We start from the raw sequence: 23,263 nt of genomic DNA, 5'->3' as shown, positions 1-23,263 counted from the left end.
TATCAACACATTGTATACTTAAGTAAATTTATATTAAATAATATTACAAAATATTGTTAAGTAAAGAATTAATTAAAAATATTAACGAAATGAATTTTTCTTTTTCTATTGAAAATTGGTTTGCTTTATCTTCCGGATTATCTAGTAAAGATGATTGGTTTTTGTGGTCTCAACAATTAGAACACGATTGGAGTTTACCTCTACCTAAATCAAATAAACTGCCCATGATGCAAGTGCGCCGAATGAGTACATCATCACGCTTAGCAGTTGAGATTGGTCTGGAACTTATAAACAATAATAGCGTTGATTTGGCTATCTTTACTAGTCGACATGGTGAATTAGAAAGAACTTATAAAATATTATCTGAACTTAATCAAAATAATGAAATTTCACCTACTGATTTTGCCTTATCAGTTCATAACACGACTGCAGGTTTACTAACAATTGTTGCAAATCAAGCAGTTCCTATTACTTCGTTATCAGCACATAATGATAGTTTTCATCAAGGCTTGATAGAAGCATTGCCTTTATTAAATCAAAGCAATAAAAAAATACTGTTGATAGATTTTGATGGCAGCATTCCGAAACTTTATCAAACAAGTATCAAACAATTAGTTCCGATTTATGCTATAGGGTACATATTAACAAGTGGCAATGAATTTAATTGTACAAGTATAGAAAAAACATCAAAAGTTTATCAGTCAAATTATCCTCAATCTCTTGCTTTTTTGCATGCTTATTTGAATAAACAAAAACAATTTATAGTACAAGGAAACGCTCAAGATTGGCAATGGACACTAAATTTATAGCGAAAATAAACACCTATAATTTTAATCAATGTTGGCGTTTGTTAATTACTGCGCTAGGCTTTACGTTATTTGGATTATGTGGTTTTTTTATAATTTCACTATTATGGTTTAGTTTGCTAAGAATATTTATTTGGAACAAACACCAACGAAGCATTATTGCCCAAAAAAGTGTTTGTTTTAGTTTTAAAGTTTTTATATGGATAATAAAATCATTAGGGGTAATTAATTATCAATTCAATGGACTTGAGAAACTCAAACAAGACAAAAATTGTTTGGTTGTGGCAAATCATCCTTCTTTGCTTGATGTTGTACTTTTAGCATCAGTAATGCCTCGTTGTGACTGCTTAGTTAAAGGTGAACTTATCAACAATATTTTTATCAGCCGCATCATAAAAACCGCGGGATATATTTTAAATGCCGAATCAGAAAAAATATTACCACAATGCAAACAAATATTGGCAAAAGGTGGGCGAATATTGATATTTCCTGAGGGGACAAGAAGTATACCAAACAAACCAATAAAATTACAAAGAGGTGCCGCTAATATAGCATTACGTTGCCAAGTGGATATTCGAGTCATTCATATAAAATGCGCTCCTCCTTGTCTTATAAAGAAACAAAAATGGTATGATATACCAATAAAAAAAGCTTGTTTTAATATTACTGTTGGAGAAAAAATTTCAATTGCTGATTTTATCAGCCCAAATACAACTGTTGCAGCAAGACAATTAACACGGTATTTGACTTCAGTATTTACTGAAACTGAAATAAATTAAAACAACCTCAATGTAAAAGGAAAGCTAATGGAAAAACTACATAATGAAATAAAGTCACTCATAATTGATGTACTAAATTTGGAAGCTATCACTCCTGATGATATCGACACTCAAGCTCCTTTATTTAATGATGGACTAGGGCTAGATTCTATTGATGCTTTAGAGCTTGGTCTTGCTATTAAAAACAAATACGGGATCGTTTTATCTGCAGAAAGTGAAGAAACGAAAAAAGCATTTTACTCAATTCAATCATTAGCTGATTTTATCTCATCACAACAATAGGAGAGACATAGCATGGACAAACAACAGATTTTTGAACAAATTCAGTCTGCACTGGTGCAACTTTTTGAGTTATCAGCAAAAGATATTAAACCTGAGTCTAAACTCTTTGAAGAATTAGATTTAGATAGTATTGATGCTGTTGACTTGGTTGTACACCTTCAAAAAAAGATTGGTAAAAAAGTTGATCCCGAAACATTCAAGTCTGTTAGAACAGTACAAGATGTTGTTGAGGCAATTAATAACTTAGTGAATGCAAAAGAATGAAAATAAATAGAGTTAAGTTAATAATAAATATTGTGACAAATATTCTATTTGTCGGTTACCCATTTATTATTTACTTATCTTTTTACTACAACTGGGTTAACCTAGCTATTTTTTATTTAGTTGTTTCTTTTGTTTTACGACTAGTCACTTTACCCAATTTATTTTCAAATATACGTTGGATGACGAAACTTATTGCATGTATAGGTCTATTTTTAGCGTTGATGAGTTGGTTTTGTACTAAATATCAAATACTCCTTTTTTATCCAGTATTAGTTAACTTCGTATTTTTCATCACATTTGGTTACACCTTATACCAACCACAATCTATGGTTGAAAAATTTGCTAGATTAAAACATGTAAATTTATCTGCAGAGGGTGTTTTATATACGCGAAAAGTAACCTCATATTGGTGTTTATTTTTTATTGTCAATGGAGCTATCGCTTTAACTACTTGCTTGATAAATAATATGTACTGGTGGACTCTATATAATGGTTTGATTAGCTATATTTTGATTGGTATATTTATGGGGGTTGAATGGTTAATACGTCAAAAAATACAACATTAATATCGCTATCAAAGCAACTATTACGACCAGAACATGAAATTGTAGCATTTAGAAATAACCAGCCGTTAACAATAGGTGATTTAAAAAAACAGGTTTTAAACATAAATAATGTATTAAATAACTATTCTAATATGCGTTGGGCATTATACATGCAAGATAGTTTTAATTTCATTGCAGGATTATTGGCGCTTTTCTATTCCGGTAAGCAACCAATATTAATCAATCCTCACCACAAAGAAATGAAACATCACTATGATGGTCTATTAATTGATGATATTAAATTTACTAATCAATATTTCTCAAGCAAACAAATTATCGATATCAATAAAATTGATATAAATAATATAATTACAGAAAAGCAATTAATAGAATCTGGATTTAAACACCAAACATTAACACTGTTTACTTCAGGCTCAACTGGAATGCCAAAACCGATTGAAAAATCGGTTTCTCAGCTTGAATTAGAGATTGGTGTGCTTGAAGCGGGTTGGGGAAAATTTGAAAATAACCTATTTATTGCATCGGTTTCCCATGAACATATGTATGGTTTAACATTTAAGATAATGTTACCTCTTAGCTGTAAAATTCCATTCATTTGTGAACCTATACTTTATCAAGAGCAGCTAACTACTTATAGTCATAAAAAAATTATTTATATTACAACACCATCAATAATCAAAAATTTGGATGACAAATTGCCAACAATAAATTGTGATAAAATAATCTCATCTGGCGGCAAGCTTACATATGAAGAAGCACTATTATGTGGAAAAAGCTATGGCGTATTACCTGATGAAATATACGGCTCAAGCGAAACGGGCATTATAGCAACTCGGCAACAAACACAAGCAGACACACCTTGGAAACTGTTTCCATCAATGCATATCGAATGCAAAAAATCAAAGCCGCCTTTATTATTTTCACCTTTACTAACTCAACCTGAACAATTAAACGATGAAATCAAGGTAGTGGATGAAAGCCATTTTCATTTAAACGGGCGAATAGATAAGATTATAAAAATATCTGAAAACAGAGTATCACTAGTATTCATTGAAAAACAGCTTAATCAACTTGATGAGGTGGCACAAGCTATTGTCATTCCGCTAGAACAAAATAATCGAACAATACTCGGTGCAGTTATTGAATTATCTTCCTTATACAAACAGTCATTAAAACAGTATAATCATTTCGAATTAACACAATATTTTCGACTTTTATTGAAAGATACATTATCATTAATTGAAACGCCCAAAAAATGGCGATTTATTGATTCTTTACCTAAAAACTCTCAAGGGAAATGTACTTATATTGATTTAAAAAAATTATTTGATACACAACAAAAACAATGAAAAAAAAGTTTGCAAAGGAAAATATAATTAATATTAGCAACACCTCCGCTGATATTGAACTAACAATCTCATCTGATCTTTTTTGGTTTGAAGGTCATTTTAAATCCCAACCCTTATTACCGGGAGTTGTTCAACTTAACTGGGTGCTTCATTACACACAAAAATATATTGATGATTCATTACACTTGTTATCTATCGATGTAATCAAATTTCAATGCCCTGTAATTCCCGAAGATCGCCTTACTTTACATTTAAAATGGCATGAAAAGATTAAAAAACTAGAATTCATCTATACCTTCATCACACCAAACAATAGTAATAAAATAGCAAGTACAGGAAAACTTACTTTATGTCATTAATACAATCGTCTTTACTTGCTAACTATTGTTTTGTTATTCCATCTTACAATCACAGCGAAACTTTACCCACGGTTCTAAAAAATATTGAATCTTATAATTTAAAATGCATTTTAATTAATGATGGTAGTTCTAAAGATGCAAAACAAAAGCTAGAACAAGTTTCAGCGTTATATCCATGGGTAACACTATTACACTTACCAACTAATCAGGGTAAAGGCACTGCAGTTATGACAGGCCTTGAATATGCGTTTAATCAAGGTTTCACGCATGCCATACAAATAGATGCTGACGGACAACATGATAGCCAATTTGTTAAACAATTATTAAAACAGTCACAACTTAACCCTGATGCATTAATATCCGGCAATCCTGTCTATGACGATTCTGTACCTAAACATCGATTAATCGCTAGATATATAACGCATTTTTGGGTATGGATTGAAACTTTATCTTTTTCAATTAAAGATAGTATGTGTGGTTTTCGTATATACCCACTACAGCAAACTGTTGGCCTCACAAAGCAGTGTAAAATAGGCAAAAGAATGGATTTTGATACAGATATAATGGTGAGACTATACTGGCAAGGTACACCATCTATTTTTGTACCGACGCATGTAACTTACCCTAAAGATGGCGTATCACATTTTCACACTTTCAAAGATAATGTTGGAATATCATGGATGCATACTCGTTTATTTTTTGGAATGATTCCGCGCATTCCTTTATTACTTAAAAGAAATAAATATAAAGCTAAAGGTCAAAAACATTGGTCTCAAATACCGGAAAGAAAAGGACTATTAGGCATCAGATTTATTCTAAAACTTTACCAGATTTTTGGTAGAAAATTTGCTAAATTAGTTATGTTTCCAATTATTACGTATTTTTGGTTAACTGGAAAAGCTCAACGCCAAACATCAAAATCCTATTTAGAAAAAATTAAAAACTATTATGACCAGATCCCTTATGTTGAAAAAAAACAGCTTACCTCATTTCGGCATTTCCAACGATTTGGAGAATCACTACTCGATAAAATAGCAAGTTGGCAAGGTGACATTAAACTCAATCAACTTTATTTTTCTAACAATCAAGAATGCTTAGATATTATTTCTGATAAGCGAGGTATTATTTTAATTTGCTCACATCTTGGTGATATAGAAATGTGTAGAGCACTAGCCGAGTTATCACATAATATAAAAATCAATGCGCTTGTTTTCAAAAAAAATGCCATGCGTTTTCAGCAAGTGTTACAAGAAGCAAATCAAGCATCCGCAATTAATTTGGTGCAAGTAGATACTCTAGGTCCAGATACAGCTATTTTACTCAAAGAAAAACTAGATAATGGCGAATGGGTGGCTATTGTTGGTGATCGAACATCAAGCAATCCACATCAAAGAACATCCGATAACTCAATTAGTTGGGCTAATTTCTTAGGTGATCTTGCTCCTTTTCCGAAAGGTCCTTTTATTTTATCTGCTGCTTTAGGTTTTCCTGTTTATTTAATTTGGGGACTAAAACCTAATGGACGCTTTCAAGTCTACTTTGAGCATTTTTCAGATAAAATTTTGCTGCCAAGACAAAATCGGCAAGATGCACTGAACAGAATAATACAAGAGTATGCAAAAAGATTAGAACATTATTGCCTCATTTCTCCACTAGATTGGTTTAACTTTTACGATTTTTGGAGATTTAGTCCACCAACACCAAATAAACTAAATAAAGATTCAGATAAAAATGAAAAATAATTTTAAACGTACCTCTACTATTGAATATACCACTTCATTTCATGATACCGATGCAATGGGTGTAGTTTGGCATGGCAACTATCTAAAATTTTTTGAAAAAGCTAGAGAAGCTTTATTCCAAAAATTCAATTATGGTTACAAAGAGATGATTGAATCAGGTTACCTTTGGCCTATTGTTGATGCTCGAGTAAAATATATCGCACCAACAATCGCTGAACAGACTTTACAGATTATTGCAACTTTAGAAGAATATGAACATCGTATAAAAATTAATTACACAATAAAAGATAGTTTAACAGGAAAAAAAACAACATCGGGCTATACAATCCAAGTAGCAATATCAGCATCAAACCAAGAAATGAGTTTTGTTACACCTCCAATTTTTTTAGAACGCTTTGGATTATAAAAATGAAGAAATACTTAATTACTATAATTAGCGTAGTAATGATGATGTGCTTTTCCACATCAATTTACGCCATTACACTAGAAGATTTACAACAACAATTTAGTAAACATAAAATCATTCATGCTGATTTTATACAAGAACGTTACATAAATGGTTTATCCGCCCCACTACATTCATCAGGAAAAATGATTATTTCTCAAGATTTAGGATTATGGTGGCAACAACTGACACCATTTATTATGACGCTAAAAATGAATCAACAGCGAATGGAACAAAGTGTAGACGGACAACAACCTCAAATAATTACAGCAGAAAACCAACCTCAACTGTTCCAGTTTAATCATTTATTGACTGCAATATTTACTGCTGATAAACAATTGCTAGAAAATAATTTTGAGATAATTCTGTCAGAACAAAATCACCAATGGACACTTATACTTACGCCTAAAATTGCTCCATTAAACAAAATTTTCAAACAAATAACACTACACGGCAACACATATCTACAAACTATCGCCATAGATGATAAACAAGATGATAAAACTATAATTACATTTAAAAATCACAAAACAACAAAATTAACACAACATGAACAATTGCTATTCAAATAAAATAATAAAACTTAAACATAAAGCAATTTTATGGGGCATTACTGTCATTTGCTTACTGGTTGTTGCATGTCATCTTATTTCTAACAGTAAATTCAACAGTAGTGTTTTATCCTTACTACCTAAGGAACAAACTAACCATGTTCCAATTGAAATTATTAATGGTTTCCAAGATAGACTCGATAAGCAACTTGTCTGGTTAATTAAACCAGCTAACTCCAATAATTTAGAACCGGTAAACTGGTGGTATCAACAGTTACAAAAAGATCCCAATTTTAATCAAGTTAATGGGCATTTTGATGAACAATTTCAACAAAATTGGGGACAATTTGCTTACAAATATCGTTATCAGCTAATAGATGTAAATACAATTGAAAGGCTAGAAACACATAAACAATTTGCTTGGGTTCAAAGCCAAATATACTCACCATTTAGTGGAGTTAGTGCAACAGAGCTAAATAAAGATCCATTACTCCTCACCCGTGCCTCACAATTGAGCCGACTGAGTAATACGGGTAATCTAACCATTCAAAATAATTGGTTAACAGGTAAAGATAAGCAAGGTAATGTATGGTACATGATTTATGCCCAACTGAATGATTCTTCATTTGATCTAAACCAATCACACAAAATCGTTACCGAGTTGGAAACATTGACTGAACAGTTAAAAACAAATTACCCCGGAACAGAAATATTAAAACGAGGTGTACTCTTCTATAGTGATAATGCAAGTATTGAAGCTAAAAAAGATATTTCGAGAATAGGAAGCCTTTCCATTATTGGTATTATTGTACTAATAATTGCTGTATTTCGTTCTATCACTCCTATTCTTCTTTCATTATTATCGATTTTAATTGGAATTATTTGTGGATTAGTCGCAGTATTAATGGTATTTGGCGAGATTCATGTAATGACATTAGTAATGAGTACAAGCGTTATTGGAATAACCATTGATTATTCATTACATTATTTAACTGAACGATTACTTAATGGTAATAATGAATCGCCGTATGCCAGTTTAAAAAAATTAATATCAACCTTAACTATTGCATTGTGCACCAGTTTTATTGCTTACCTAGTTTTACTAATTGCACCATTTCCAGGATTAAAACAGTTATCTATTTTTGCTGTTTTTGGCTTAATTGGAGCCTTTTTAACTGTCACATGTTGGTATCCTTTTTTAGTAAAAAATTTACCTGTTCGACAAAATATCGGCCATCGCTTCTCCACTTTTTGGCTTAAACTATGGGAAAATAAAAAAATGCAATGGATAACTTTATCTATTGCTATAGTATTTATTGGTTATGGTTTTAATAATTTAAAGGTTGATGATGATATCAGTAAGTTACAAGTTTTACCTGCCGATCTCCAAAAAGAGGAGCAAGATATAATAAACATAACTCACCAATCCTCAGATCAAAAATGGTTTATCGTATTTGGTGATACAGCAGAACAAACATTACAGCGACTAGAGTCTTTTTTACCAAAATTAGAACAAGCAAAACAGCATGGTATTTTTCAACAATATCAGACTATTAATTTACCTTCAATAAAAAAACAGCAATATAATATTGCTTTAATAAACAAATTAGCTCCCGAAGTTGTGTCTTCACTTCAACAAATTGGTGTTAATGTTAAAATACCGAACATTGAAGATTCAAACGATTTTATTACACCTGAAATGTGGCTGAAAAGCGAAATTAGTCAAGGACAAAATTTGCTATGGTTATCACTACCAAATGGTAAAAGTGCAACATTAATTCCTATTGGAAATGTTAATCAATTAAGCGACATCAGTGCATTATCGCAAGTAGATAATGGCATCCATTGGCTCGATCGCCATACTGAATTTAATACCATGTTTACCAACTATAGAATCCACTTGTCTCAGTTAATTGCTAGTGCAGTAATTATCATATGTATCTGCTTTATCTTTTACAATCGCAAATATGGAGTAATTATAGCGCTAAAAAGCACGCTACCGACTTTACTATCAATAGGAGTTGCACTATCTGTGCATGGCATTATTCGCCAACCATTGAATCTATTTTCTATGCTAGCCCTCATTCTTGTCATTGGTATTGGTATCGATTATAGTCTCTTTTTAGGTAATCATAAAAGCCAAACTAATAGTGCATTATTGGCAGTTACAATGGCTGCGCTAACAACATTACTATCCTTTGGACTAATGATAATTAGCAATACGAATGCCATAATGGGTTTTGGAATTGTGTTGACGAGTGGAATTTTCACCGCTTTTATATTTGCTCCATTAGCTATAAAACAGACAAATATTACTTAAAAAATTTATAAAAATTAAAAATAGGAATATAAGATGAAAAAATATTTAGTTTTAACCATGATGATGTTAGTCATTTTTGTTACTAGTTGCGCTAGTAAAACACAATCTCAAGCATGGTTAACTAAAGAAGTTAAAATTAATCTTCCAGTAATAAATACAAAACAAAATTATCATGATCAGCAGCTGTTAAAATTTAAATATAAAAATCTGGAAAACTCAATTATTGCCATAGTTGATATTAGCAACAACCAATTAAAGGTGATTGGTCTTTCTGCTCTAGGTATCAGGCTCTTTGAAATTGATTATGATGGCAAGCTAGTAAAAACAAAACACAATATATTTGTTAAAGAACTACCTGCTCCCGAACAAGTTCTATCTGATATTATGTTGAGTATTTTACCCACTCAAGATTGGCTGACCGTACTACCTGCTGGCTGGCAAATCGTTGATAACGAGCTACATAGAACATTGCTCAATAACAAACAAGAAACCATAATAGATATAACCTATGCAGAACAACCATCAACTAAGATAAGAAAACCAATTCAAATTGAACATCATATATTTGGTTATAAAATTGCAATTCAAAGTATGGATACAAAATAAATGGTTTATATTACAGCTATAGGAGCAATCAATAGTTTAGGTAATTCTCTAAATGAAATTAGACAGAATTTAACTAAGCAGTATTGTGCACCACACTGTTTAATTGAAGAAAATAATTGGTTGCTAAACAATAAAAAAACTTGGGTAGGTAAAGTGAAAGCTGATTTACCCAAAATTCCTACACGTTTATCACAATATTCAACACGAAATAACCAATTATTATATGGAGCTTACTTACAAATTCAATCCGATATTGATAATGCTATTTTACGTTATGGGAATAAACGAATAGCAATTATTATGGGGACTAGCACCTCAGGCATTCATGAAGGAGATGTCAATTTAAAACATTACTTACAAACGAATATCCATTTACCTACTTTTTCTTATAATCAGCAAGAATTAGGCGATCCATCGTGTTTTTTAACGGCGTTGCTTGGTTTAAAAGGCCCTAGTTACACAATATCAACTGCCTGCACATCTAGTGCTAAAGCTATTATTAGTGGTAAAAGATTAATTGAATCAGGAATCGTTGATGCAGCAATTGTTGGTGGAGCTGATAGCCTGAGCCGAATGCCAATTAATGGATTTAATGCACTTGAATCACTTTCTGCAAATCCATGTATGCCCTTTGCACAAAACCGAAATGGAATAAACATCGGCGAAGCAAGCGCTGTATTTTTACTTACCAAAAAAGAAACAAGTAATATGGTTATTTTGGGCACTGGGGAATCATCTGATGCTCATCATATTTCATCACCCCATCCAGAAGGATTAGGCGCTCAAAAAGCAATGCAAGCGGCTTTAGATAATGCAAGATTAACGACCAATGACATTGGTTATATCAACCTTCATGGAACAGCAACTATATTGAATGATCTTGCCGAAAGTAAAGCTGTTTATCGCTTATTCAATCAAAATTTACCGCCATGTAGCTCAACTAAACATTTAACTGGCCATACTTTAGGTAGTGCTGCAGCAACAGAATTAGCCATTAGCACATTATTGCTTGATCAAAATATTTATTTACCACAACAGGATTTTTCGGTCTCACCATTTGATGAAAATCTTGATAAAATCAATATTGTTACAAAGCGTATGACATTAAATACTCCAATTATAATGTCAAATTCTTTTGCATTTGGTGGTAACAATGCATCTCTTATTATTGGAAAAATATAATGCAATATTACCCAGCGAATTATTATTTACCTCATGAAGAACCAATGGTAATGGTAGAAAAAGTTCATTTAATTAATGATGAACAATGCATTTGTAGTGTTCAAGTTAATAAAAATGGTATTTTGGCACCTTTTTTAAATAATAATAATGAATTACCCAATTTATATGCCATTGAATTAATGGCTCAAACCATCGGCGTATGGAATGGTTACCATGGTATTATTAATAATAAAAAACCACAATTAGGTATGTTACTAGGTGGAAGATCAATAAAAACATTATTACCGAGCTTTCCTCACTACAGCCATTTAGTTATCCATACAAACTTAGTTCTTTTTGATAGCAAACTAGCTAATTTTGATTGTCAAATAAAGATCGACGAACAATGTGTCGTTTCAGGAAAGCTCAATGTCTATGAGCCTGATCAAACTGAATTAGCTCATTTATTCGGTCAAAATCGATTAGGAGAATAAAAGAAATGAAACGAACAATTCTGGTAACAGGTGCAAGCAAAGGAATTGGTAAAGCTATTGCCTGTAAACTTTCGCAAGATGGTTTTGCCATTGCTGTTCACTACAATAATGATAAGCAAGGAGCAATTGAAACAAAAAATTATATTGAACAATTTGGAGGCACTGCTCGATTAATACAATTCGATGTAAGTAATCGCATACAGTGTCAACAAAATATTGAAGCTGATATCGAACTTTATGGCGCATATTATGGTGTTGTAAATAATGCTGGTATCATTCGTGATGGAGCTTTTCCTGCTTTAACTGAAGATGATTGGAACAATGTCATTCATACTGATCTTGACAGTTTTTATAATGTTCTGCACCCTTGTATTATGCCAATGATAGGACTTCGTAGCGGTGGGCGAATTATTAGTATAACGTCAGTTTCTGGTTTGGTTGGTAATCGTGGACAAGTTAATTATAGTGCTGCAAAAGCAGGGATAATTGGAGCAAGTAAAGCTCTAGCACTTGAGCTTGCTAAACGCAAGATCACAGTAAATTGTATTGCGCCAGGCTTAATTGATACCGGTATTTTAGATATGGAACCTATTGCATTACAAGAGGCAATGAGAATAATACCATTAAAACGCATGGGACAAGTGGACGAAGTAGCAGGGTTAGCAAGTTATTTGATGTCTGATATAGCAGGATATATAACACGCCAAGTAATTTCAATCAACGGAGGGATGGTATGACTAAAAGGGTTGTCATAACGGGAATGGGTGGCGTTACTGCATTTGGTAATGACTGGATAAGTATACAAGAAAAGTTAAAAAAACTAGAAAACGCAGTGAGATATATGCCCGAGTGGGAAATCTACGATGGATTGCATACAAAATTAGGCGCACCTATTGATAATTTTACTATCCCAGAGCATTATACCCGAAAAAAAATACGCTCCATGGGAAGAGTATCTTTATTATCTACAAAAGCAACAGAAATAGCACTCGAAAAATCAGGTTTACTTGATGACCCAATCATTACAAATGGTAAAACAGGAATTGCATTTGGTTCTTCAACTGGTAGTACACAACCCGTTGCTTCATTTGCAACAATGCTAAATGAAAAACATACTAATAATATTACGGCTACAACTTATGTACAAATGATGCCGCATACTACTGTTGTCAATACTGGTTTATTCTTTGGATTAAAAGGAAGAGTTATTACAACTTCTAGCGCTTGTACATCAGGTAGCCAAGCTATTGGTTATGCTTATGAAGCGATTAAATATGGTATGCAAACAGCAATGGTAGCTGGTGGTGCAGAAGAGTTATGTCCTTCAGAAGCAGCAGTTTTTGACACCTTATTTGCTACCAGTCAAAAGAATGATAATCCCAAAAGTTCTCCTCGCCCATTTGACAAAGATCGTGACGGTTTAGTGATTGGTGAAGGAGCTGGTGCTTTAATTCTTGAAGAATACGAGCATGCAAAAGCGCGAGGAGCAAAAATATATGGTGAAATAGTCGGTTTTATGACAAATTGTGATGCAAGCCATATTACTCAACCACGTAAAGAAACGATGAAACTATGTATCGAGCAAGCATTAAAAAAAGCTAATTTATCACCAGCTGATATTGGTTACATCAGTGCTCATGGTACAGCTACCGATCGTGGTGATATTGCTGAAAGTAATGCAACTTCTGAAATATTTGGTAATCAAACACCTATCTCATCGTTAAAAAGTTATTTCGGCCATACTCTTGGAGCATGTGGGGCATTAGAAGCTTGGTTAACACTAGAAATGATGCACTCAGGTTGGTTCAATCCAACAATTAACCTAAATAATATTGATCCAGCATGTGGTGACCTTGACTATATAATGGGAACTGGTCGAAATTTAGATATTGAGTATTTTCAAACCAACAATTTTGCATTTGGTGGGATAAATACTTCAATTATCATCAAACGATTTTAATCTAACCAACACCACAACGATAAACGGGAGCTAATTATAATTATCAGTATAATTAGCTCCAACAAATCAATTAAAAAATTGACGTTAATCACAAAAAGGGCTATTACAGCCCGTTTTCTTGTCTGAAAAACAATCTTTCTACACTTTTCATCACGTTCTTCGAAATTCTTTCCGATAGCTTTTGCCTACGTTGATAACAGACTGAGATAATTTTATGTGTTTGTAAGTGAGATAAAATAAAGTCATCACTCGTACTGATTTCGTCAACTAAGCCTTTATTTTTAGCTTGTGTTGCAAACCAGTGTTCGCCTGTTGCAACTTGTTCGATATCAACATTTGGGCGATACTCTTTAACAAAGTCTTTAAATAAAAGATGAGTTTCTTCTAATTCTTGTTTGAATTTTTGACGTCCTTCTTCGGTATTTTCACCAAACATCGTCAATGTACGCTTATACGCACCTGCCGTTTGTAATTCAATATCTACATCATGTTTTTTGAGTAAGCGGTTAAAATTAGGGATCTGCGCAACCACACCAATTGAACCCACAATTGCAAATGGTGCAGCCACAATTTTGTTAGCGGTACAAGCCATCATATATCCCCCACTTGCCGCAACTTTATCAACCACTACAGTGAAAGGTATATCACGCTGTCTAAACCGTAATAATTGCGATGCAGCAAGACCATAACCGTGAACCACGCCACCTGGACTTTCAAGCTTAATGACAACTTTATCTTCAGGCTTAATAACAGCTAACACAGCAGTGATTTCTTGGCGTAATTCTTCAACTTCGTGTGCATCCATGCTGCCATTGAAAGATAATACAAATAATTTAGGTTTAACTTGTTGGTTTGTATTACTTTCTACTGGTTTCGCTACATTATCTGAATCTGACGAAGTTTGTTCGGCAGATTTTTCTTGATTTTTAGCTTGTTTCTTTTTTTGTTTAGCTGCTAATTTCGCTTGCTTTCTCTCATTTTTTTTCTGTTTTTTAAGATCTTTCATAAACAGCTTAGCTTCTAACTCATCCATGCTTGACATTAACATGTCGTCTTTAACTTGTTCATATTCTTGGCTAATATCTTTAACCGATAACCGCCCTGCCACCGTTGCTGATTTACGGCGTTGGCTTAATATAAAAACAAGTACAGCTAAAATTGCTATAACAACTGTTGCTGTTTCAGCTAAAAAAAGTGAATACTCAGAAAACCAATTCATTTAATTATTATCCTTTAATGAAATATATGTTGATTGAATAGATTTAGTAATTATAACAAGATAATTGCGAATTGTGCCGAAAAACGATAAAGATAAAATTGTCGCTTTATTCGGCAAATCAAATTATTTATACTGATAACCCAAATTACTGTTAGATGAGAATTAATATGCCATTACATCCAATTACCGAAATAGCTAAACAATGCAACATTCCAGAAGAATTTGTCCTGCCTTACGGCAAGCATGTGGCAAAAGTTGATCTATCCATTCTTAAAACCAAACCCAACAAACCTAACGGTAAATTGGTATTAGTTACTGCTATCACGCCGACGCCACTTGGTGAGGGTAAAACAGTTAATACTATCGGGCTAAGTGAGGGCTTAAATTATATTGGTAAGTCCGCAATCGCTTGTATCCGTCAACCAAGTTTAGGTCCTGTATTTGGTGTTAAAGGTGGTGCTGCTGGCGGTGGTAAAGCCGAGGTTTTGCCAATGGAAACATTAAATCTACACTTAACAGGTGACATTCACGCCATTACTGCCGCACATGATTTAGCTTCTGCTGCTTTAGATTCAAGGCTTTATCATGAAGAACGTTTAGGTGATGAATTTACTGCACAAACAGGTTTACCGCGTTTAAACATTGATGTAAATCGCATTGTGTGGAAGCGAGTGATAGATCATAACGATCGTGCGCTTCGTAAAATAACTGTCGGTGTTGGTGGTGGCGTTAATGGTGTTACACGCCAAGATGGATTTGAAATTACCGCAGCGTCAGAACTCATGGCAATTTTAGCCTTAGCTTCAGATTTACATGATATGCGTGCTCGTATTGGTCGTATTATTCTTGCTTATAATACGCAAGGCGAAGCCATTACCGCAGAACAACTTGAAGTTGCTGGCGCCATGACTGTGTTACTTAAAAATGCGATTAATCCAAACCTGATGCAAACCGTTGAAAATACACCAGTACTTATTCATGCTGGGCCTTTTGCTAATATCGCTCATGGTAACTCATCTGTCATTGCCGATCGCATTGCTTTACAACTTGCTGATTATGTCGTGACTGAAGCGGGCTTTGGTTCGGATATGGGTATGGAAAAATTCTTTAATATCAAATATCGCCAAGCTGGCATTAAAGCTTCATGTGTAGTATTAGTTGCAACGGTGCGAAGTCTAAAATCTAATAGCGGTAAGTATAATATCAAACCGGGGCAAGCTATTCCGAAAGAAATTTCAGAATCTAACGTTGCATTACTTGAAATTGGTGCTGCCAATTTAGCATGGCATATCAACAATGCCAAAAGCTATGGATTACAAGTAATTGTCGCTATTAATCGCTTTCCACACGATAGTGAAGAAGAATTAGCGTTTTTACAAAAATATGCGATTGAACATGGTGCATTTGCCTGTGAAGTGAGTGAAGTCTTCACTCAAGGCGGTAAAGGCGCTGAAAAATTAGCAAAGCATGTTATTAAAGCGTGTGAAATGCCAAGTGAAATTAAATTGCCTTATCCTGATAATATGCCACTCGCAGATAAGATTCAAACCATGGTAAAAAAATATGGTGCTAACAAAGCTAATTTATCAGCCACTGCACTGGAAAACATCAAAGAGATCGAAGAATTAAAACTGGATCATTTGCCACTTTGTATTGCTAAAACACCAATGTCAATTAGTGCCGATGCTAACTTAAAAAATGTACCAACTAATTTTGACGTTGATATCAGCCATTTGGCTATTTCAGCAGGGGCTGGCTTTATTCGTGTTTACGCTGGAAATGTGATGACCATGCCAGGGCTTGGTACTAATCCTGCTTATAGGCATATTGATATTGACAAGGATGGTAATATTGTAGGTTTAAGTTAATGCAAGAAGTAATTATGCAAACCCAAGAACAATATAAAGCATTTATTGACGAAGAAAACTGTATTGGTTGTGGCAAATGCATTCGTGTTTGCCCAACCGATGCTATAGTGGGCAGTAAGCAAGTGCTGCACACTATTTTGCCACAGTTATGTACTTCGTGTAGTAATTGTATTAATACCTGTCCAACAGACTGTATTACATTAAGCACTTTAGGCACTGTATTAAGTGAATCAGAAGAGTTAGCGCTAACTGAGAAAAAGCAACAGCGATTAAATCACAACCAATTGGTGCCACCAACAATTTTGTTTCCTCGTGTCACACCGATGGCAAACAAAACTAGCACATCGAACGACCGAAAACAGTCTATCGCCGATGCCATTGCTAGAGTAAAAGCTAAAAAAAACCTCGCTAAATAGCGAGGTTTTCATATTACGATAGAACTAATATTAATTAGTCTTTGTTACCACTTCTAAATGCACGTTTTCGGTCATTTTCCGTCAAATGACGTTTACGAAGACGGATTGATAACGGTGTTACTTCAACTAATTCATCATCGTCAATAAACTCTAACGCTTGTTCCAATGACATTTTAATTGGTGGTGAAAGTGTTGTTGCTTCGTCGGTACCTGATGCTCGCATATTAGTCAATTTTTTACCCGTTAAACAGTTAACAGTTAAATCGTTTGAACGAGTATGTATACCAATGATTTGCCCTTCATATACTTCAGCACCATGGCCTAGGAATAACTTACCACGATCTTGTAAACCATATAACGCATATGCCAATGCTTTACCTGTACCGTTAGAAATCATTACTCCATTATTACGCTGACCAATTTCGCCTGGGCGAATATCATCATAATGACTAAATGTAGAATAAAGTAAACCTGTACCTGAAGTCATAGTCATAAATTCAGTTCTGAAACCGATAAGTCCACGACTTGGAATGACATAATCTAAACGCACACGACCTTTACCATCTGGTAACATGTTGGTTAGATCACCTTTGCGTAAACCAAGAGCTTCCATTACTGAACCTTGATGTTGTTCTTCAATATCAAGGGTAACTTGCTCGAATGGCTCTTGTTTTTTACCGTCAATTTCTCTAAAAATAACCTTAGGGCGAGAAACACCTAACTCATAACCTTCACGGCGCATATTTTCAATTAGTACTGATAAATGCAATTCACCACGACCCGATACTCTAAAAGCATCTGGATCTGGAGTTTCTTCAACGCGCAACGCAACATTATGTACAAGCTCTTTATTTAAACGCTCAAGAATTTGTCGAGATGTTACATATTTACCTTCTTTACCAGCAAATGGTGAGCTATTAACATTAAAGAACATCGTTACTGTTGGTTCATCAACAGTTAATGCCGGCAGAGCTTCAACGCAACTGTTATCACAAATCGTGTCAGAGATACCGAGTTCACCAAGACCAGTTAATGCAATAATATCACCAGCTTCGGCAACTTCAGCTTCATAACGTTGCAGCCCTAAATGACCTAGCACTTGCCCTACTTTACCTGTACGTTTGTTACCTTCACTATCAACTATAGTCACTTGTTGATTTGGTTTAACACGACCACGTTTAATACGACCAATACCAATAACGCCAACATAATTATTATAATCAAGTTGAGAAATTTGCATTTGGAATGGACCATCTAAATCCACTTTTGGTGGTTCAACATGTTTAACAATCGCTTCAAATAGTGGCGTCATATCTTCAGCCATATTTTCATGATCTAAGCCCGCAATACCCATTAATGCAGAAGCATAAACAATAGGGAAATCTAGCTGTTCATCAGTAGCTCCTAAATTAACAAACAGATCAAACACTTGGTCAACCACCCAATCAGGGCGAGCTCCTGGTCGGTCTACTTTATTGATAACCACAATCGGTTTTAAACCATAAGCAAATGCTTTTTGCGTTACAAAACGTGTTTGAGGCATTGGTCCATCCATTGCATCAACGAGCAATAATACAGAATCAACCATAGACATAACACGTTCAACTTCACCGCCAAAATCAGCATGTCCTGGGGTATCAACGATATTAATTCGGTAACCATTCCAATCAATAGCGGTATTTTTAGCTAAAATGGTAATACCACGCTCTTTTTCGAGCGCATTAGAGTCCATGATGCGTTCGTTATCGTCACCACGTAGATTATCTAGCGTACCTGACTGTTTTAATAACTTATCAACCAATGTTGTTTTACCATGGTCAACGTGAGCAATAATGGCAATATTTCTTAAATTTTCAATCACAATTAAAATTCCAATTAGGAGACAGATTCTATAGGCGCAGTATTGTACACCTTTTTAGCCGAAATGTTGATCTATATCACAAAGTTTCTTTAAAAGAAGTTGAACACTTGATATCTTTAGAAAAATATCAATTTATTTGTAAAAAAGTTTCCGGTAACTATACGTTTAAGTATAAAACTGTTTGGCAAATTCATCTACCTTTGCCCAATCTGTATATTCAATAACTGGTTTTGTTACATCAGTATCACCTTTCCCTAACCACATAATAAAGCGGATCATATTGCGATCAAACCAATTATATTGAGGATAATAAAGCGCGCCAGCAAAAACAGCAGTAAAAGCTGGTTTCCATGCTATTTTAGCTAAAAACTTTTTGGTATATAAATTTGTTTCTGGTGTATTTTTATTGGGTTTCCTCGCAACCATATTTACCCCAAAAAATCCAGACTTCATACTATTTAACTGCTGATAATTCTTATCGATAAATACTTTCATCACTTTGCTATAAAATCCATAACGAATCGAACTTCCCAATAAGGCTGCTTGGTATTGCGTCAAATCGATTTTAGTATCAGGTAACAGTTCAATAACATCACAATCACATCGACCATTAAGTCGTGTTTTTATACGTTGCATAATCTTAAATGTCTGTTTTTCATGTGTGGTATAGAGTAATAAAACTTTTATAGCGGAATTCATAACTTGCTGCCTCTTTTGTTAAACTCTTGGGTAAATATCAATTTTACTTTTTTTATGATAAAAATTAAAAGATTGGGGATGATTTCATTAAAAATTTTGATTATAGTGTTACGCTAATTCAACCAGATCGGAACCAATTATGGCAATTTCACCACCAAAGCTAAGTGCAATTATTTTGGCGGCAGGAAAAGGCACACGGATGCATTCCAACCTACCTAAAGTTTTACATAAAATTGGCACCAAGCCGATGTTACAACATGTGATTGATACAGTTCAACAACTTAATACAAATCGCATCAATATTGTTTATGGACATGGCAAACAACAGCTTAAAGATGCGCTTAAAAATCAACCTGTGCAACTGGTATATCAAGCCAAACAACTAGGTACTGGTCATGCTGTGCAACAAGCTATCCCTTACATTCAAGATGACGAAGATATCTTAATTTTATATGGCGACACTCCCCTTATATCGGCTCAAACACTACAAACTTTAATTGCCAGTAAACCCCAGCAAGGTATCGCTTTATTAACTGTTATTCTTGAAGAGCCAACAGGTTATGGTCGAATAGAACGCAAAAATGGCAAAGTTGTTGCTATTATTGAACAAAAAGATGCTACACCAGAACAACAAAAAATCAACGAAATTAACACCGGCATAATGCTAGTTAACGGAAAATTATTGAAAAGTTGGTTATTACGTTTAACCAATAATAATGCGCAAAAAGAGTTCTACTTAACCGATATTATTGCTTTTGCTTACCAAGATGGTTATGAAATCTTAACCTCGCACCCAGTTCAACAATTTGAAGTTGAAGGTGTTAATAATCGCCTACAATTGGCAATGTTAGAAAGACAATATCAACACCTGCAAGCTCAAAATTTATTACTAGCTGGTGTAACACTGCTTGATCCAAATCGCTTTGACTTACGAGGCACACTATCGCATGGTAAAGATGTTACGATTGATTGTAATGTAATTATTGAAGGAAATGTCAAACTAGGCAATAACGTATTTATTGGTGCAGGCTGTGCCTTAAAAAATTGCTCAATTGATGACAATTCAACAATCAGTCCGTATAGCATTATTGAAGATTCAACTATCGCTAAACAGTGCACTATAGGACCTTTCGCCCGTCTACGACCTGGTTCACAGCTTGATGAACAAGCCCATGTTGGCAACTTTGTTGAATTAAAAAAAGCACATCTAGGCCAAGCAAGCAAAGCGGGACACTTAAGCTATCTTGGCGATAGCGAAATTGGTAGTAACGTCAACATAGGTGCAGGCACCATCACCTGTAATTATGACGGCGCCAATAAATTTAAAACTATTATTGAAGATGATGTGTTTGTCGGTTCTGATACACAATTAATTGCACCTGTAAAAGTGGGTAAAGGGGCAACTATTGCAGCAGGAACAACGGTTACTAATAACGTGAATGAGAACGAATTGGTCGTAAGCCGAGTAAAACAAAAACAACTTGCTGGTTGGAAACGACCAACAAAGTTAACTAACGAGGAATAATATATGTGTGGTATTGTGGGTGCTATCGCCAAACGTGATGTTGCTGAAATATTATTAGAAGGTTTAAAACGATTAGAATATCGTGGTTATGACTCGGCAGGACTGGCAATTATTTCACCACAAGGTGAATTACAACGCGTTCGTCGTGTTGGCAAAGTACAAGCACTTAAAGATGCCATTGAACAGCATCCACTAGAAGGATCTACAGGAATTGCTCATACTCGCTGGGCAACTCATGGTGAACCAGCTGAACACAATGCTCATCCACATGTATCTGGTTTTATTGCCGTTGTGCATAATGGAATTATCGAAAATTTTGAACCACTGCGTGAAAAGCTGATCGCCAAAGGTTATCAATTTCGTTCAGAAACGGATACGGAAGTTATTGCCCACTTAATTCATAACATTATATCAACAGAAGATTGTTCCTTATTTGACGCTGTACAAAAAGCTATTCCGCAACTACGAGGGGCTTACGGTACAGTCATTATGGACACTCGCAATCCAGATATACTGGTTGCGGCACGTTCAGGCAGTCCTTTAGTTATAGGTTGTGGTGTAGGTGAGAACTTTATCGCATCCGATCAATTAGCACTATTACCCGTCACTCGCCAATTTATCTATTTGGAAGAAGGTGATATCGCACTTATCACTCATCGAAAAGTAACAATCTTAGACAAAAATCATCAAGAAGTAGCAAGACCATGTTTAGAATCTGATGCAAAGTATGATGCGGGTAGTAAAGCAGGCTACAGCCATTACATGCAAAAAGAGATCTACGAACAACCTAATGCAATAAAAAATACGCTTGAAGGCCGCATGGTACATGGTAAAGTTGATTTGTCCGAACTTGGTGATGAAGCCAAAGCCATCCTTAAACAGGTTGAGCATGTTCAAATTGTTGCCTGTGGTACTGCTTATAATGCAGGTATGGTTGCACGTTATTGGTTTGAAGCTTTAGCAGGAATTCCTTGTGATGTCGAGATTGCATCAGAATTCCGTTATCGAAATCCAGCTCGTCGCAAAAATAGCTTATTTATCACCCTTTCACAATCTGGTGAAACGGCTGACACACTCGCTGCATTGCGATTAGCCAAAGAAAATAATTACCTAAGCACCCTTGCTATCTGTAATGTGGCAGCCTCAACACTCGTGCGCGAAGCTGATTTAGTTCTATTAACCAAGGCGGGGGTTGAAATAGGTGTTGCGTCAACTAAAGCCTTTACCACACAATTAACGGTTTTATTGCTACTAGTTGCTAAATTAGGACGCATAAATAATATGGCTGAAAGTACTGAGCAGGCTATTGTGCATGCACTACAAGTCCTACCAAACCGCATTGAACAGGTGCTAACAGCAGAACCTCAAATAAAAAAACTAGCTAGTCATTTTGTGGATAAACATCATGCGCTATTCTTAGGTCGAGGTGATGAGTATCCAATCGCTATGGAAGCTTCGCTAAAGCTCAAAGAAATATCTTATATTCACGCTGAAGCCTATGCTGCTGGTGAACTCAAACATGGTCCACTTGCATTAATTGATGCTGATATGCCAGTGATTGTTATGGCACCAACCAACGAAATGCTAGAAAAATTAAAATCTAATATAGAAGAAGTTCGAGCGCGTGGCGGTCAATTGTATGTTTTTGCCCAAGAAGATTCGGAATTTGTTAGTGATGACACCATGCACATTATAAACCTACCCCATATTGAAGAGCTTACTGCACCAATATATTACACAGTACCTACACAACTACTTGCGTATCATGTTGCTTTGATCAAAGGAACCGATGTCGATCAGCCTCGTAATTTAGCAAAATCGGTAACGGTAGAATAGATACGCAAACAACTTACTATTTTTTATTTAACTGTGTTGTTATACTTATAGTGTAAATATTTTGTAAATACCCCAAATTTAGTACACAACTCACGTAGAAAATCATGCTGCTTGTTTTAGTGTTTTATACTCAATCGGTGTCATGTTATTTAATG

Annotated in this window: 23 protein-coding genes; 20 read left to right on the top strand and 3 right to left on the bottom strand. The window is 34.6% G+C overall.

Translation table 11 applies throughout. From position 1 onward, the window contains the following. Positions 1–89 precede the first annotated feature (89 nt). From J6569_RS08105 to J6569_RS08030, 16 genes are read left to right on the top strand one after another with little or no spacing between them, the layout of a single operon-like run. Complete coding sequence (locus tag J6569_RS08105) at positions 90–809, top strand: beta-ketoacyl synthase chain length factor (protein ID WP_296318211.1); 720 nt, start codon at positions 90–92, stop codon at positions 807–809. Continuing rightward, a complete protein-coding gene (locus J6569_RS08100) occupies positions 791–1,585 on the top strand; it encodes a 1-acyl-sn-glycerol-3-phosphate acyltransferase (protein ID WP_296301059.1) in 795 nt (264 codons plus the stop codon). Before J6569_RS08105 ends, J6569_RS08100 begins: the two co-directional genes overlap by 19 nt. Positions 1,586–1,612: 27 nt before the next feature. Further along, positions 1,613–1,867, top strand: a complete 255-nt coding sequence (locus J6569_RS08095; protein WP_296318210.1) for a phosphopantetheine-binding protein — start codon at positions 1,613–1,615, stop codon at positions 1,865–1,867. Between the two features lie 12 nt (positions 1,868–1,879). Then, positions 1,880–2,131, top strand: a complete 252-nt coding sequence (locus J6569_RS08090; RefSeq protein WP_065590082.1) for an acyl carrier protein — start codon at positions 1,880–1,882, stop codon at positions 2,129–2,131. Then, positions 2,128–2,697, top strand: coding sequence for a hypothetical protein (locus J6569_RS08085; protein ID WP_296318209.1), 570 nt, complete (start codon positions 2,128–2,130; stop codon positions 2,695–2,697). Before J6569_RS08090 ends, J6569_RS08085 begins: the two co-directional genes overlap by 4 nt. Continuing rightward, positions 2,667–4,046 (top strand): hypothetical protein, encoded by a 1,380-nt coding sequence (locus J6569_RS08080; protein ID WP_296301056.1) that lies wholly within the window; start codon positions 2,667–2,669, stop codon positions 4,044–4,046. The genes J6569_RS08085 and J6569_RS08080 overlap by 31 nt, the downstream gene beginning before the upstream one ends. After that, the gene (locus J6569_RS08075) at positions 4,043–4,405 is read left to right on the top strand and encodes a hypothetical protein (RefSeq protein WP_065574790.1); all 363 of its coding nucleotides are present in this window, start codon (positions 4,043–4,045) and stop codon (positions 4,403–4,405) included. The genes J6569_RS08080 and J6569_RS08075 overlap by 4 nt, the downstream gene beginning before the upstream one ends. Further along, positions 4,396–6,147 carry a glycosyltransferase family 2 protein gene (locus J6569_RS08070; RefSeq protein ID WP_296318208.1) on the top strand — a complete coding sequence of 584 codons (1,752 nt, stop codon included), beginning with the start codon at positions 4,396–4,398 and terminating at the stop codon, positions 6,145–6,147. Before J6569_RS08075 ends, J6569_RS08070 begins: the two co-directional genes overlap by 10 nt. Then, positions 6,137–6,553, top strand: a complete 417-nt coding sequence (locus J6569_RS08065; protein WP_065590078.1) for a thioesterase family protein — start codon at positions 6,137–6,139, stop codon at positions 6,551–6,553. Before J6569_RS08070 ends, J6569_RS08065 begins: the two co-directional genes overlap by 11 nt. Positions 6,554–6,555: 2 nt before the next feature. Beyond that, positions 6,556–7,164, top strand: coding sequence for an outer membrane lipoprotein carrier protein LolA (locus J6569_RS08060; protein WP_296301052.1), 609 nt, complete (start codon positions 6,556–6,558; stop codon positions 7,162–7,164). Continuing rightward, positions 7,142–9,463 carry an MMPL family transporter gene (locus J6569_RS08055; RefSeq protein ID WP_296318207.1) on the top strand — a complete coding sequence of 774 codons (2,322 nt, stop codon included), beginning with the start codon at positions 7,142–7,144 and terminating at the stop codon, positions 9,461–9,463. Before J6569_RS08060 ends, J6569_RS08055 begins: the two co-directional genes overlap by 23 nt. Positions 9,464–9,496: 33 nt before the next feature. After that, the gene (locus J6569_RS08050) at positions 9,497–10,069 is read left to right on the top strand and encodes a DUF3261 domain-containing protein (RefSeq protein ID WP_296301050.1); all 573 of its coding nucleotides are present in this window, start codon (positions 9,497–9,499) and stop codon (positions 10,067–10,069) included. Beyond that, the gene (locus J6569_RS08045; RefSeq protein ID WP_296318206.1) at positions 10,070–11,251 is read left to right on the top strand and encodes a beta-ketoacyl-[acyl-carrier-protein] synthase family protein; all 1,182 of its coding nucleotides are present in this window, start codon (positions 10,070–10,072) and stop codon (positions 11,249–11,251) included. Beyond that, the gene (locus J6569_RS08040; protein ID WP_065590073.1) at positions 11,251–11,724 is read left to right on the top strand and encodes a hypothetical protein; all 474 of its coding nucleotides are present in this window, start codon (positions 11,251–11,253) and stop codon (positions 11,722–11,724) included. The genes J6569_RS08045 and J6569_RS08040 overlap by 1 nt, the downstream gene beginning before the upstream one ends. Positions 11,725–11,729: 5 nt before the next feature. Continuing rightward, complete coding sequence (locus J6569_RS08035) at positions 11,730–12,461, top strand: 3-ketoacyl-ACP reductase FabG2 (protein ID WP_065574798.1); 732 nt, start codon at positions 11,730–11,732, stop codon at positions 12,459–12,461. After that, a complete protein-coding gene (locus J6569_RS08030) occupies positions 12,458–13,684 on the top strand; it encodes a beta-ketoacyl-ACP synthase (protein ID WP_065590071.1) in 1,227 nt (408 codons plus the stop codon). Before J6569_RS08035 ends, J6569_RS08030 begins: the two co-directional genes overlap by 4 nt. Positions 13,685–13,787: 103 nt before the next feature. Here J6569_RS08030 and sohB read toward each other — a convergent pair whose 3' ends face one another. Beyond that, positions 13,788–14,903: a protease SohB gene (gene sohB / locus J6569_RS08025; RefSeq protein WP_296318205.1), complete on the bottom strand. Its 1,116-nt coding sequence runs from the start codon at positions 14,901–14,903 to the stop codon at positions 13,788–13,790. A 167-nt stretch (positions 14,904–15,070) separates the two neighbouring features. Between sohB and J6569_RS08020 the strand changes: the two genes are divergently transcribed. Beyond that, on the top strand, positions 15,071–16,771 hold the full coding sequence (locus J6569_RS08020; protein WP_296318204.1) for a formate--tetrahydrofolate ligase: 1,701 nt from the start codon (positions 15,071–15,073) through the stop codon (positions 16,769–16,771). Further along, positions 16,771–17,187 carry an RnfABCDGE type electron transport complex subunit B gene (locus J6569_RS08015; protein ID WP_174799004.1) on the top strand — a complete coding sequence of 139 codons (417 nt, stop codon included), beginning with the start codon at positions 16,771–16,773 and terminating at the stop codon, positions 17,185–17,187. The genes J6569_RS08020 and J6569_RS08015 overlap by 1 nt, the downstream gene beginning before the upstream one ends. Positions 17,188–17,221: 34 nt before the next feature. On the opposite strand, the gene typA is transcribed toward J6569_RS08015, so the two are convergent. Beyond that, on the bottom strand, positions 17,222–19,048 hold the full coding sequence (gene typA, locus J6569_RS08010; RefSeq protein ID WP_065561705.1) for a ribosome-dependent GTPase TypA: 1,827 nt from the start codon (positions 19,046–19,048) through the stop codon (positions 17,222–17,224). 165 nt (positions 19,049–19,213) lie between these two features. Beyond that, on the bottom strand, positions 19,214–19,747 hold the full coding sequence (gene hemG / locus J6569_RS08005) for a menaquinone-dependent protoporphyrinogen IX dehydrogenase (RefSeq protein ID WP_296301044.1): 534 nt from the start codon (positions 19,745–19,747) through the stop codon (positions 19,214–19,216). A 139-nt stretch (positions 19,748–19,886) separates the two neighbouring features. On the opposite strand from hemG, the gene glmU reads away from it, so the two are divergent. Both glmU and glmS read left to right on the top strand, forming a co-directional pair. Then, entirely contained in the window at positions 19,887–21,272 is a 1,386-nt protein-coding gene (glmU, locus tag J6569_RS08000) for a bifunctional UDP-N-acetylglucosamine diphosphorylase/glucosamine-1-phosphate N-acetyltransferase GlmU (RefSeq protein WP_296318203.1), read from the top strand. A 3-nt stretch (positions 21,273–21,275) separates the two neighbouring features. Then, complete coding sequence (glmS, locus tag J6569_RS07995) at positions 21,276–23,108, top strand: glutamine--fructose-6-phosphate transaminase (isomerizing) (RefSeq protein ID WP_296318202.1); 1,833 nt, start codon at positions 21,276–21,278, stop codon at positions 23,106–23,108. Positions 23,109–23,263 lie beyond the last annotated feature (155 nt).

The organism is Gilliamella sp. (assembly GCF_024104075.1).
In the GTDB taxonomy this organism is placed as follows: domain Bacteria; phylum Pseudomonadota; class Gammaproteobacteria; order Enterobacterales; family Orbaceae; genus Gilliamella; species Gilliamella bombi.
The sequence above is the reverse complement of the archived record's forward strand: the minus strand, read 5'-3'. Positions and strand labels throughout refer to the sequence as shown.

Excerpts from the sequence above, each read along its gene's own strand:
- J6569_RS08070 (WP_296318208.1), top strand. The coding sequence starts at position 4,396 with ATGTCATTAATACAATCGTCTTTACTTGCTAACTATTGTTTTGTTATT.
- J6569_RS08030 (WP_065590071.1), top strand. The coding sequence starts at position 12,458 with ATGACTAAAAGGGTTGTCATAACGGGAATGGGTGGCGTTACTGCATTT.
- J6569_RS08075 (WP_065574790.1), top strand. The coding sequence starts at position 4,043 with ATGAAAAAAAAGTTTGCAAAGGAAAATATAATTAATATTAGCAACACC.
- J6569_RS08040 (WP_065590073.1), top strand. The coding sequence starts at position 11,251 with ATGCAATATTACCCAGCGAATTATTATTTACCTCATGAAGAACCAATG.
- J6569_RS08055 (WP_296318207.1), top strand. The coding sequence starts at position 7,142 with ATGAACAATTGCTATTCAAATAAAATAATAAAACTTAAACATAAAGCA.
- glmU (WP_296318203.1), top strand. The coding sequence starts at position 19,887 with ATGGCAATTTCACCACCAAAGCTAAGTGCAATTATTTTGGCGGCAGGA.
- J6569_RS08015 (WP_174799004.1), top strand. The coding sequence starts at position 16,771 with ATGCAAGAAGTAATTATGCAAACCCAAGAACAATATAAAGCATTTATT.
- J6569_RS08035 (WP_065574798.1), top strand. The coding sequence starts at position 11,730 with ATGAAACGAACAATTCTGGTAACAGGTGCAAGCAAAGGAATTGGTAAA.
- J6569_RS08095 (WP_296318210.1), top strand. The coding sequence starts at position 1,613 with ATGGAAAAACTACATAATGAAATAAAGTCACTCATAATTGATGTACTA.
- J6569_RS08085 (WP_296318209.1), top strand. The coding sequence starts at position 2,128 with ATGAAAATAAATAGAGTTAAGTTAATAATAAATATTGTGACAAATATT.
- J6569_RS08105 (WP_296318211.1), top strand. The coding sequence starts at position 90 with ATGAATTTTTCTTTTTCTATTGAAAATTGGTTTGCTTTATCTTCCGGA.
- J6569_RS08090 (WP_065590082.1), top strand. The coding sequence starts at position 1,880 with ATGGACAAACAACAGATTTTTGAACAAATTCAGTCTGCACTGGTGCAA.
- J6569_RS08080 (WP_296301056.1), top strand. The coding sequence starts at position 2,667 with ATGGTTAATACGTCAAAAAATACAACATTAATATCGCTATCAAAGCAA.
- J6569_RS08100 (WP_296301059.1), top strand. The coding sequence starts at position 791 with ATGGACACTAAATTTATAGCGAAAATAAACACCTATAATTTTAATCAA.
- sohB (WP_296318205.1), bottom strand. The coding sequence starts at position 14,903 with ATGAATTGGTTTTCTGAGTATTCACTTTTTTTAGCTGAAACAGCAACA.
- glmS (WP_296318202.1), top strand. The coding sequence starts at position 21,276 with ATGTGTGGTATTGTGGGTGCTATCGCCAAACGTGATGTTGCTGAAATA.
- J6569_RS08045 (WP_296318206.1), top strand. The coding sequence starts at position 10,070 with ATGGTTTATATTACAGCTATAGGAGCAATCAATAGTTTAGGTAATTCT.
- J6569_RS08050 (WP_296301050.1), top strand. The coding sequence starts at position 9,497 with ATGAAAAAATATTTAGTTTTAACCATGATGATGTTAGTCATTTTTGTT.
- J6569_RS08060 (WP_296301052.1), top strand. The coding sequence starts at position 6,556 with ATGAAGAAATACTTAATTACTATAATTAGCGTAGTAATGATGATGTGC.
- hemG (WP_296301044.1), bottom strand. The coding sequence starts at position 19,747 with ATGAATTCCGCTATAAAAGTTTTATTACTCTATACCACACATGAAAAA.
- J6569_RS08065 (WP_065590078.1), top strand. The coding sequence starts at position 6,137 with ATGAAAAATAATTTTAAACGTACCTCTACTATTGAATATACCACTTCA.
- J6569_RS08020 (WP_296318204.1), top strand. The coding sequence starts at position 15,071 with ATGCCATTACATCCAATTACCGAAATAGCTAAACAATGCAACATTCCA.